The organism is Larkinella fluvii (assembly GCF_051857545.1).
Taxonomy (GTDB): Bacteria; Bacteroidota; Bacteroidia; order Cytophagales; family Spirosomataceae; genus Larkinella.
In genome coordinates, this window is the sequence record NZ_JBPZHB010000006.1 from 375,029 (window position 1) to 387,023 (window position 11,995).

An 11,995-nucleotide genomic window follows, 5' to 3' on the forward strand; every position below is an offset into this window, starting at 1 on the left:
ATTTATGAGGCTCCTGATTATTCCATGATAAACGGATAATCTTTCTGCATGTAGACGTCGCGGAAAGCCTCTTCCGGTCCCGGATAGGGCGACTCTTCGGCAAACTTCACCGATTCGTCCACGATGCCTTTGATTTTCTGATCGATGGCCGCCAGATCCTCTTCGGTCGCCAGTTTCTCTTTCAGAATCGTCGCCCGGACGTTCTCGATCGGGTCGCGTTGTTTGTATTGCTCCAGCTCGTCTTTCGTGCGGTATTTCTGCGGATCGGACATTGAATGACCCCGGTACCGGTAGGTTCGGAATTCCAGGAACGTCGGCCCGTCGCCTTTGCGGGCACGCTCGGCGGCCCGGCTCACGGCTTCGTGAACGGCTTCCACATCCATCGCATCGACGGGTTCCGACGGCATGTCGTAGGCTTCACCCAGCGTATACAGATCCGTTACGTTCGATGTCCGGGCCACGGACGTTCCCATCGCGTAACCGTTATTTTCTACCACAAAAATAACCGGCAGTTTCCAGGTCATGGCCATGTTCAGCGTTTCGTGGAACGAACCTTGCCGAACGGCACCGTCGCCCATGAAACACATGCACAGGTTGGTGGTTTTGTTGTATTTCTCGGCAAAAGCGATCCCGGCTCCCATCGGAATCTGGCCACCCACAATGCCGTGGCCGCCCATGAAATTCACCGACTTATCGAAAATGTGCATCGAACCGCCTTTGCCTTTCGACGAGCCGGTTTGTTTGCCAAATAACTCGGCCATAATGGCTTTCGGGTCAGAACCCAACGCCAGCGGAATGCCATGGTCGCGGTAGGCCGTAATCCATTTATCATCTTTGGTCAGGGCTGAATACGACCCCGAAGAGCAGGCTTCCTGCCCAATGTAAAGGTGACAGAAACCCCGGATTTTCTGCTGTCCGTAGAGCTGACCGGCTTTTTCTTCAAATTTACGTTGCAGCATCATCGACTCATACCAGTACAGGTAGCGTTCTTTCGGATGCTTGGTTTTAGCAGCGGCTGGCGATGCGTCGCCTGGCGAAGCGTCGCCCGGCTTAGATTTTTCCTTTACACTTGCCATAGAGTTCGTTGGGCGTAAAAAAAGGATAACCGAATAAAACGGAAATCGTTGTGCGATACAGGGAACCGGTCCTAACGTAACAAACGACCTGTATCTTTGTTGCTTAAACACGCGGCTGTTACCACCACGATGCCGCGAAAATACGCAATTCCTGCTAACAACCATACCGATGTATTTGGAAAAACTCAACCTGACCAACTTCAAAAACTACGAGGAAGGGAGTTTTACATTGAGCGAACAGATTAATTGCATCGTTGGACCGAATGGAAGCGGGAAAACCAACCTGCTCGACGCCGTTTATTTTTTGTCGCTGAGCAAGAGTGCGTTTCATAACCAGGATGCGTTGAGCATTCACCACCAGAGCGATTTTTTCATCATCGACGGCATTTTCCGCCACGACGATAAACCGACGCAGATCACCTGTAGCCTGCAACGCGGACAGCGAAAGGTGTTGTTGTCGGACAAAAAACCGTATGAGCGCATCAGCGAACACATCGGACGGTTTCCGGTGGTGATGCTGGCGCCCAACGACACCGATCTGGTGCGCGAACACAGCGAGGAACGGCGGCATTTTTTCGACGGCGTTCTGTCACAACTGGATGCCGACTACCTCCGCGATTACCTGTTCTATCAACAGATTCTGAAACAGCGAAACGGTACGCTGAAGCTTTTTGCCGAGCGGAATTACCTGGACGAAGAACTGCTGGAAACCTACAACGAACCGCTTTTGCAACTGGCCGGGCGCATTTACCAACGCCGGAAGCAGTTCATCGGCGACTTTCTGCCCATTGTTCAAAAGCATTATGCCTACCTGAGCGACGCCCGCGAAGCGGTCGATATCATTTACGAATCGGAAGTGGGCAACGAGGAATTCCCGAAAGATTTCCGCCGAAACCGCCAGCGGGATATTCAGTTGCAGCGTACCAACAAGGGCGTTCACAAAGACGATTACGTGTTTGAAGCCAACGGCGTGGCCTTGAAAAAATTCGGTTCGCAGGGCCAGCAGAAAACCTTTGTCATTGCTTTAAAACTCGCGCAGTTCGAGCAATTACAAGCCGAGAAAGGCGTAAAACCGATGTTACTACTGGACGATATCTTCGATAAACTCGACGACCGCCGAATCGACAAGCTCATCACCTTGATGGAACACCATACCTTCGGCCAGATTTTCATCACCGACGCCCGCCCCGACCGCACGCGCGAACTGCTGACCTCGGTGAAAGCCGATGTCGCGTATTTTCGGACGGAAGGGTAAAATACCTCCAAATCCATTTTTATCATAATATTTCTGGATTTGAATCCAGAAATATTATGTATTTTCAGGATTTAAATCCAGAAACAGTATGATTGAGCGAATACTACAGAAAAAGATAGAGCAGCGACTTTTTAAAGGTAAAGCCATTCTACTTTTTGGACCTCGTCAATCAGGCAAGTCTACACTGGTTGAATTGATGCTGGCCGAAAAAGATCATTTGTACCTCAATGGCGATGATTATGATGTTCGGGAAATCCTAACGAATACGACCGCTACAAAGCTAAAAACCGTAGTTGGTAACAAACCCATCCTGTTTATTGACGAAGCCCAACGGATTCCCAACATCGGTCTTACGCTTAAATTATTTACTGATCAGATAAAAACCGTTCAGGTCATTGCGACCGGTTCTTCGGCCTTCGAATTATCTAGTCAGGTCAACGAGCCGCTGACGGGGCGCAAATATGAGTTTATGCTTTACCCGCTGAGTTTCGCCGAGATGGTTCAGCAGAATGGGTTGCTCCACGAAAAAAGGCTTTTGGAACACCGATTGATCTATGGCTGCTATCCGGAAATCGTTACCAAAGTTGGAGAAGAAGCGGAATTGCTGAAGCTCCTGGCGAGCAGCTATCTCTATAAAGATCTGTTAATGCTGGAACAGGTTAAAAAACCGTTGCTTCTTGAAAAACTACTCAAAGCACTTGCCTTGCAGGTAGGAAGCGAGATCAGTTATCACGAGATTGGGCAGACTGTTGGTAGTGATCAAAAAACCATTGAAAAATACATTGATTTATTAGAAAAAACTTATGTAGTTTTTCGATTACCGGCGCTCAACCGGAATGTACGGAATGAAATTAAAAAGGGTAAGAAGGTCTATTTCTATGATTGCGGTATACGAAATGCCATTTTGAATAACTTTAAACCGCTTCAGTCCCGAACGGATGTAGGTGCCTTGTGGGAAAACTACGTGATCTCTGAACGCATGAAATACCTTCACTATCACGATTTAAGTGTAAATCAGTATTTTTGGCGTACAACCCAGCAGCAAGAGATCGATCTGATCGAGGATTATGGTGATAAGTTGGAAGCTTATGAATTCAAATGGAATAAACGGGATAAAGTGCGGTTTCCTCAGACCTTTACCGAAAACTATGCGGGGTCAGGAACATCGGTTATTTCTCCCGAGAATGTTGAGGAATTCTTATTGAACTCGCCTGCGTAGACAATCACCCCGCCCAGTTCTCCCGATCCAGACTCCGGTATTGAATGGCCTCCGCCAGATGCTCGATCTCGATGTGTTCAGTGCCCGCCAAATCCGCAATCGTACGCGACACTTTCAGAATCCGGTCGTAGGCGCGGGCCGACAAGCCCAGCCGTTCCATGGCGGTTTTTAGCAACGCCAAACCCGCCGGGCTGATGACGCAAACCTCTTTCACCATCTGCGACGGCATCATGGCATTAGAATAAATACCGGATTGCTCGCCAAACCGCTTCGTCTGGATTTCCCGCGCCTGGATCACTCGCTCCCGGATGGTTTCGCTGCCTTCCGACAGGCGGTTGGCAGTCATCTGGTCGAACGAAACCGGCGTCACTTCCACGTGCAGGTCAATGCGGTCGAGCAAGGGCCCGCTGATTTTGTTTAAATACCGCTGTACGACGCCCGGGCCGCAAACGCATTCTTTTTCGGGGTGGTTGTAATACCCACACGGACACGGATTCATGCTGGCGATCAGCATAAAATTGGCCGGAAATTCCACCGCCCATTTGGCGCGAGAAATGCTCACTTTTCGTTCTTCGAGCGGCTGGCGCATCACTTCCAGCGCCGTCCGCTTGAACTCCGGTAATTCGTCCAGAAACAAAACGCCGTTGTGCGATAACGAGATCTCGCCGGGCTGCGGAAAACTGCCGCCACCCACCAGAGCCGCATCGCTGATGGTGTGGTGCGGTGACCGAAACGGACGCGTGGCAATCAGCGTGGCCCGGCTGCCCAACTTGCCCGCCACGGAATGAATCTTGGTGGTTTCGAGGGCTTCATGCAGCGTCAGGGGCGGCAAAATACTGGGCAACCGCTTCGCCAGCATGGTTTTCCCGGCCCCCGGCGGACCAATCATGATCACATTATGACCACCGGCGGCCGCAATTTCCATCGCCCGTTTGATGTTTTCCTGCCCCTGAACGTGGGCAAAATCGGCATCGTAGGCGTTTTGGGTATTCGTAAACAGTTCCCGTGTGTCGGTCACCAACGGTGTGATTTCTTTTTTACCCTCAAAGTATTCCACCGCATCCATCATGGTTTCGACCCCGATCACATCGAGGTTATTGACGATAGCGGCTTCCTGTGCATTCTCGGCGGGCAACACAAACCCTTTAAAACCGCGTTTCCGGGCTTCGATCGCAATGGGCAACACGCCTTTGATGGGCCGCAACTTGCCGTCGAGCGACAGTTCGCCCATGATGACGTAGTCTTCCAGGTTGCGCACCAGCGTAATTTGTTCCGATGCCTGCAGCACACAGAGGCCGATCGGCAAATCGTAGGACGAGCCTTCCTTGCGGATGTCGGCCGGAGCCAGATTGACAACGACTTTTTGCCGGGGCATCCGGTAGCCGAAATATTTCAGGGACGATTCGACACGTTGTTCGCTTTCTTTGACGGCACTGTCGGGCAAACCGACCATGAAAAAGTGTAATCCCTGTGCCACCGTGATTTCAATGGTAATGATGGTGGCACCAACGCCGTGAACGGCGCTTCCAAAGGTCTTTGCCAGCATAAAAGCAGGATTTGGATTGTGATCGTTACTCTGCTTAGACGCGCAACCAATCGAAAGGACACAGGAAAACCGGGACTTTCTTTGCCATTACCGTTCAAAGGAGCAGCATTTTTTTTGTCTGAATCGACAGATTTCCCACGGGCTTGTTTGTAAACTGTAAAAAGGCAGCAAAATTTGGAACAAAATTGACAGCTCAGTCAGTAAGAATATCCCTTAACGCTCATACTATGATTGCTCAGCATCCTTACATTCACCAGATCGAGGCTGTTTTTCGGAAGGAATTTAATCGGCAACCGGAGTTACTGCTGCGCGGTCCGGGGCGGATCAACCTGCTGGGCGAACATACGGATTACAATGGGGGCCTGGTGCTACCGGCCAGTATCGACAAAGAAATTATTTTCGCCATTTCCCGGCGGGATGACCGAACCGGGCGCATTTTCGCCGAAAATGTCAGTCAATCGTTTTCCTTCTCGCTCGATGATTTTACGCAGTCTCCGCTGGGTTGGCCGAATTACCTGATGGGTGTGGTCGATCAGTTGCAGAAAGCCGGGTATCAGCCGGGCGGTTTTGACCTGGTTTTTGGCGGAAACATTCCCTCCGGGGCGGGTTTATCGTCGTCGGCTGCGCTGGAATGCGGGCTGGCGTTCGGCCTGAATGAACTGTTCAGTCTGGGCCTTTCGACCATCGACATGGTGAAATTCAGCCAACGCGCCGAAAATCAGTTTGTTGGGGTCAATTGCGGCATCATGGATCAGTTTGCGTCCATGTTTGGGCGCGAACAGTCGGTGATTCAACTGGATTGCCAATCGCTGCACCACGAATATTTCCCGTTTCAGACCACCGATTACGCCCTGATTTTGTGCGATACGGGCGTAAAACATTCCCTCGGCGACAGCGAATACAACACCCGGCGGGAAGAATGCGAAACTGGGGTTGCTATTTTGCAACAATACCAACCTGCCATTCGCCTGCTGCGCGACGCCACCACGGAACTGGTGGACGCCCACCGCGACGAAATGCCGGGCAAGGTTTACCAACGCTGCCGGTATGTGACCGAAGAAATTCAGCGCGTCCGGGAAGCCTGTGAATTTTTATTGCAAAACGATCTGGCTGCTTTTGGCCGGAAGATGTACGAAACCCACGACGGTTTGCAGCACGACTACGAAGTCAGTTGCCCGGAACTGGATTTTCTGGTTGACCAGACGCGGCAGGACGCTGCGGTTTTGGGTGCGCGGATGATGGGGGGCGGTTTTGGCGGCTGCACCATCAACATGGTCGAACGCGAAGCTGTCGATGCGTTTATTAGCCGCATGAGTACGGTTTATCAGGAAGCCTTCAACATTGCGTTGAAATGCTATCCGGTGCGGATTACGGATGGGACGTCGGCGCTTGAGTTGTATGCTGGCCAATAACCGCTGACAGCGGTCGAAGACCCTGTCAGCGGCAAAGAATACTCGTAAAACCGTTACACCACCAAACTCCAGCCCTCCCGATACTCCCGCTTCACGTACTGATTGGCCAGATCATAATTCGTGATTTTCATGTTGGCGGCATCCCATTGCAGTTTTTTCCGGCCATTATACCGATCCGCCGAGCGTTTCGCCGTCGGATTGTCGCGCAGCATCCAGCTCCGCAGGGCCAGATTACCGATCAGAATGCTTTCGGCAAAAGGCGCAGCATATTCGAACGGCGAACTCGTTACGCCTTTGCCATACCCGGCGATGCAGGCATCGACCCATTGCAGATAATGATCTTCATTCGGCACGCGGGCAATGGATTCCGGAATGCTGAGCGTTTCGTTGGCTTTCAACGGCAGCAGTCGCGGATTGGCACCGTAACAGTCGGCCATCAATTTCCCTTTCGACCCGATGAACAACACGCCCCCATCAGAATTCCCGAAGGCTTCGCCCGGCTGGAGTTCTTCCGGCAGTTCGGGCAGAATGCCGCCATCATACCAGCTTAGTTTAATGTCGCCCTTGTTGTCTTTCCGGGGATAATTCAGGTGAATCGACGACGAGAACGGCGTCCAGTCCGGATTGTGATCCTGTTCCCGGAGCGTAAAGGTCCAGGTTCCGGCCACGCTGCATTCCACCGAATTGGGATAATCGAGCGGCAAAATCCGGAAAACCGGGTCCAGAATGTGGCAGGCCATATCGCCCAGCGCACCCGTTCCATACGGCCACCAGCCCCGCCAGTTCCACGGCAGATACGACTGATTGTACGGCACTTTTTTGGCAGGACCCAGCCACAGATCAAAGTCCAGTTCTTTCGGAATCTCGTACGACTGATCGGTTGGAACGGCTTGTGGCCAAACCGGGCGGTTGGTCCAGGCCAGCACTTTATGCACCTCGCCAATCGTGCCGGCATCGTAGATTTCCTTCATCCGTCGAACGCCGTTGCCCGAACCGCCCTGGTTGCCCATCTGGGTGATTACCTTGTATTTTTTAGCCGCCTGCCCCAGAATCCGGGATTCGTAGATATCGTGCGTCAGCGGTTTTTGGGTATACACGTGTTTGCCCAGTTGCATCGCGGCCAGCGTAGCCACAGCGTGGGTGTTGTCGGGCGTCGAAATGGAGCAGGCATCGATGTTCTTGCGTTCTTTCGACAGCATTTCCCGAAAATCCTTGTAATACGTCGCTTTGGGATATTTGGCGCGCGAGTCAACCGCCTGACGGTCATCCACATCGCAGAGCGCGACAATGTTCACATGAGGACTTTTGGCAAAAGATGCCAGGTCGCTTTTCCCTTTTCCGCCTACGCCAATCCCGGCAATGTTCAGTTTATCGCTGGGGGCGATGAAGCCTTTTCCCAGGACATGCCGGGGAACGATCAGAAAAGAAGTAGCCGCCAGTGACGACGTTTTCAGGAAATTCCGACGACCGGAATCTTCCGCAGTAGCGTGGTTGTCTTCCATAAAAAGAGGGTTTAGAAAGGAGAAAATGCAGGCTTGTACGCATGGCAATGCGCTAAGGCTGAAATCAATACGACAAAAGGGCGCGATTGGGCTAGTGCAACCCCAAAATAGTGGTCAAAATTTTGATCGCATAACCAAAAAAACACCCTCGTTAAACCGGTTTCGGTTTAACGAGGGTGTCTCAATCTGATACGGTTTATTGGAAAGAACACTTACTCCTTCCAACGCCATTCGTTCGCGATTTGCAGTGGCGTCCTGAGGCCCTGAGCAATCAGGAAATCGCGGGTTTTGTTGTCGTCCATGCGTTGCGTCGGAATCGCATCGGCATTGGCGAGCGCGTAGAGCAACATCGCCGAATAACGGACGGTATTTTTCAACTGGTCTTTGTTGACCAGATTCATGTTGTCGCAATCGGCGTGGTAACAATCCAGCACGTTCCGGTCCAGATGGCCGCTCATGCCGACCACGGGCACACCCTCCATCATAAACGGCTGGTGATCACTGTGCAACCCGGCCTGATTCGATACCGTATTTTGGAAAGCCGGTTCGACCAGCTTGACCGTTTCGCCAATTTCAGTCAGGAAAGGCACCATTTCGCTCCGGCCAAAAGCATTAAAACCGCTCGGGTCGTTGGTCATGTCCAGATTCAGGATGTACCGGACGTTGTCCAACTGGCCGCTTTTTTTCAAATCGTCCACCAGACTGCGCGAACCCAGCAAGCCCTGCTCCTCGCCCATGAACATCACAAACTCGATGGTGCGTTTCGGCTTTATTTTCAGGGCTTTGAACGTGCGGGCAATGTCGAGAATGGAGAACGAGCCAATGCCGTTGTCGATGGCGCCCGTGGCCAGATCCCAGGAGTCGAGGTGGCCGCCGATGATGATTTTTTCGTCGGGAAACTGCGACCCTTTCAGCGTTGCGACAACATTCCGGGCCCGGATTTTTCGGCTCACGTTGGTCATGTCGATCACCGCCATCAGGTTTTTCTGATCCTGCATCCACTGGCGGATTTCCTGGCCACTTTCCAGCGAAATGCACACCGATGGAACCGGAATGAGCTTGCCGGTTACGGAGGCCGTTCCGGTCAGCAGCACATTGCCCGGCACCAGATTCACCATAATCACACCAATGGCCCCGTGCTGAATGGCGAGAGCGGTTTTTTCGGAGCGGTGGAGGTTCCGGGCGCCCTTCGTGGGAGCCGCCAGACCGATGTTCACCAGCGCAATTTTCCCTTTGATCCGGTCTTTCAGTGCCGCAAAATCACCTTCCAGCCCGTTGCCGATGTCAATGATTTCCCCCTGAACGTGGGCTTCGACGGGCGAATGCGCCAGCGCAACCACTTCGACATCCCGGAAATTATCGCTTTTTCGGGGTACGACCGCCAGCGTTACCGTGTCGCGCATCCACGATTCCACTTCGAAAGGGGCGTATTTCGTATCCGAATAGCCGTATTGCTTCAGCAGGTTATAGGTATATTCCTCCGCGCGGCTTCCGTTGGCACTGCCCGTCAGCCGGTGGCCAATTTTTTGCGTGGCATCGGTGAGGGTTTCAAAAACCCGGCTGTTTTGCAGTACTTCCTGATTGATTTTGGCAAAAACTTTTTCCAGCGTTGGGCGGGATTGTCCTTCGTCGATCCGGTCACCCTTTTTTTTCAGTGTGTAGGCACTCAGCAAACAAATACCGCCAGAAAGCAGCAGATAAACGTAGACTTTTTTTCGCATAGTGAGGATATCCGTATAACTCCTCAAAATAACAAAAAAGCGAGGGAATGCCGCGTAAGTGGCGAAAAAACTTTAAGTTTCTTGCCCAAATCGAAACACCTCAACGAATCCTGAAAAAAAGGTGTTATTGGGTTTCGTATTCAGTCCCATCGAATTCTATGACAAACGCGCAGACGACACCGGTTTTGCCCCAGGCGGCCATCAAACCGACCGAACTGACCACTCACGGCCACACCCGGATCGACAATTATTACTGGCTCAACGAACGGGAAAATCCCGAGGTGATCGACTACCTGAAAGCCGAAAATGCGCATCTGGAAGACGTACTAGCGCCCGTCAAAGACTTTCGGGAGAAGTTGTTTGAGGAAATGAAAGGCCGCATCAAACAGCAGGACGAATCGGTACCCTACAAGGAAGGCAATTATTACTATTATACCAAGTTTGTCGAAGGGGGCGAATACCCCGTGTATTGCCGGAAACCCGGTTCGCTGGACGCCGAAGAGGAAGTGATGCTGGATGTCAACGAAATGGCAAAACCGTATTCGTATTACAACATCGGCGGTCTGGAAGTGTCGGACAATGATGAACTGGTGGCCTACGGCGAAGATACCGTTAGCCGACGGATGTATACGCTGCGCATCAAAAACCTGAAAACCGGGGAGATTTACCCGGATGCCATTCCCGACACCGAAGGCGGCAGCTACGCCTGGGCGGCTGATAATCAAACCCTTTTCTACATCCGGAAAGACCCGCAAACGCTGCTGGGCTATCAGGTATACCGTCACGTGCTGGGCACCGATCCGGCGCAGGACATGCTGCTTTATGAAGAAACGGACAACCAGTTTTACATGGGCCTGGGCCGCATGAAGTCGAAAAAATACATCGCCGTGGTGTCTGACCACAACGGCGTGGCGACGGAATACCGGCTTTTGGAAGCGAGCAATCCGACGGGCGAGTTTGTCGTTTTTCTGCCCCGCGAAAAAGGCCACGAATACGACATTCAGCACCTGGAAACGAGCTTCTACGTCCGGACAAACTGGAAGGCCGAAAACTTCCGGCTGATGGAAGCGAAGGAAACCAAAACCAACGACCGGTCGGCCTGGAAAGAAGTCATTCCGCACCGCCACCACGTTTATTTACAGCAACTGGATGTCTTCAAAAACCACCTGGTTCTGGGCGAACGCAGAGAGGGATTGATTCATCTGCGGGTGATCGATCGCCGGAACAAGGAAGAACATTACCTCGATTTTGGCGAACCGGCTTACGTGGCCGGGATTGGCTACAACCCGGATTTCAACACCACCACCCTGCGTTTTGGTTATTCGTCGCTGACGACGCCCAGTTCGACCTTCGATTACAACATGGAAACGAAGGAAAAAACGCTCATGAAACAGCAGGAAGTGCTGGGCGGTTTTGATCCGGCGAACTACACGTCGGAGCGGTTTTTCGTCAAATCCCGCGATGGTGCCCGAATTCCGGTTTCGATTGTCCGTCGAAAAGACACCCCCACAGACGGTTCCGCTCCGCTGCTGCAATATTCCTACGGTTCCTATGGTTATTCGACCGACCCCGGTTTTAGCTCTACCCGCCTGAGTCTGCTCGACCGCGGTTTTCTGTTCGCCATCGCCCACATTCGGGGTGGTCAGGAAATGGGCCGGAAGTGGTACGACAACGGCAAAATGCTCAAGAAGAAAAACACCTTCAACGACTTTGTGGACGTTTCGGATTATCTGATTCAGCACAACTATACGAGCGCCGACAAGCTGTTTGCGATGGGCGGCAGTGCGGGCGGTTTGCTCATGGGTGCGGTGGTAAACCAAAAACCGCAACTGTACCGGGGCGTCGTGGCGTCGGTGCCGTTTGTCGATGTGGTCACGACCATGCTCGACGAAAGCATTCCGCTGACGACCGGCGAGTTTGAAGAATGGGGCAATCCGAAGATCAAGAAATACTACGATTACATGCTGTCGTATTCGCCCTACGACAATGTGAAGGAGCAGGCCTATCCAAACATGCTGGTGATGACCGGTTTACACGATTCGCAGGTACAATACTGGGAACCGGCCAAATGGGTTGCCAAACTCCGCACCATGAAAACCGACACCAATCAGCTCCTGCTGCACACCAATCTGGAAGCTGGCCACGGTGGGGCGTCGGGGCGGTTTGAAGCCTTGAAAGAGATTGCGCTGGAATACGCGTTCATACTGAATCTGGTCGGAATCAGGCAATAGCTATAGCGATTTTATCAATAAAGCCCCCGGTTG

At 52.2% G+C, this 11,995-nt stretch carries 8 protein-coding genes; 4 read left to right on the plus strand and 4 right to left on the minus strand.

Translation table 11 applies throughout. The features are described from left to right. Positions 1 to 17: 17 nt before the first annotated feature. On the minus strand, positions 18 to 1,076 hold the full coding sequence (gene pdhA, locus ACS5NO_RS17845; RefSeq protein WP_114408677.1) for a pyruvate dehydrogenase (acetyl-transferring) E1 component subunit alpha: 1,059 nt from the start codon (positions 1,074 to 1,076) through the stop codon (positions 18 to 20). 169 nt (positions 1,077 to 1,245) lie between these two features. On the opposite strand from pdhA, the gene recF reads away from it, so the two are divergent. Both recF and ACS5NO_RS17855 read left to right on the plus strand, forming a co-directional pair. Beyond that, on the plus strand, positions 1,246 to 2,331 hold the full coding sequence (recF, locus tag ACS5NO_RS17850) for a DNA replication/repair protein RecF (protein WP_439416422.1): 1,086 nt from the start codon (positions 1,246 to 1,248) through the stop codon (positions 2,329 to 2,331). A gap of 88 nt (positions 2,332 to 2,419) precedes the next feature. Then, positions 2,420 to 3,550 carry an ATP-binding protein gene (locus ACS5NO_RS17855; RefSeq protein ID WP_439416423.1) on the plus strand — a complete coding sequence of 377 codons (1,131 nt, stop codon included), beginning with the start codon at positions 2,420 to 2,422 and terminating at the stop codon, positions 3,548 to 3,550. 4 nt (positions 3,551 to 3,554) lie between these two features. On the opposite strand, the gene ACS5NO_RS17860 is transcribed toward ACS5NO_RS17855, so the two are convergent. After that, positions 3,555 to 5,096, minus strand: a complete 1,542-nt coding sequence (locus ACS5NO_RS17860) for a YifB family Mg chelatase-like AAA ATPase (protein WP_439416424.1) — start codon at positions 5,094 to 5,096, stop codon at positions 3,555 to 3,557. Between the two features lie 227 nt (positions 5,097 to 5,323). Here ACS5NO_RS17860 and galK point away from each other — a divergent pair, with 227 nt between their 5' ends. Next, a complete protein-coding gene (gene galK / locus ACS5NO_RS17865) occupies positions 5,324 to 6,508 on the plus strand; it encodes a galactokinase (RefSeq protein ID WP_439416425.1) in 1,185 nt (394 codons plus the stop codon). Positions 6,509 to 6,561: 53 nt separating this feature from the next. Here galK and ACS5NO_RS17870 read toward each other — a convergent pair whose 3' ends face one another. Further along, complete coding sequence (locus tag ACS5NO_RS17870) at positions 6,562 to 8,010, minus strand: Gfo/Idh/MocA family protein (RefSeq protein ID WP_439416426.1); 1,449 nt, start codon at positions 8,008 to 8,010, stop codon at positions 6,562 to 6,564. A 212-nt stretch (positions 8,011 to 8,222) separates the two neighbouring features. Then, positions 8,223 to 9,731 (minus strand): M20/M25/M40 family metallo-hydrolase, encoded by a 1,509-nt coding sequence (locus ACS5NO_RS17875; RefSeq protein ID WP_439416427.1) that lies wholly within the window; start codon positions 9,729 to 9,731, stop codon positions 8,223 to 8,225. A gap of 158 nt (positions 9,732 to 9,889) precedes the next feature. Between ACS5NO_RS17875 and ACS5NO_RS17880 the strand changes: the two genes are divergently transcribed. Then, complete coding sequence (locus ACS5NO_RS17880) at positions 9,890 to 11,962, plus strand: S9 family peptidase (RefSeq protein WP_439416428.1); 2,073 nt, start codon at positions 9,890 to 9,892, stop codon at positions 11,960 to 11,962. The last annotated feature ends 33 nt before the right edge of the window (positions 11,963 to 11,995 follow it).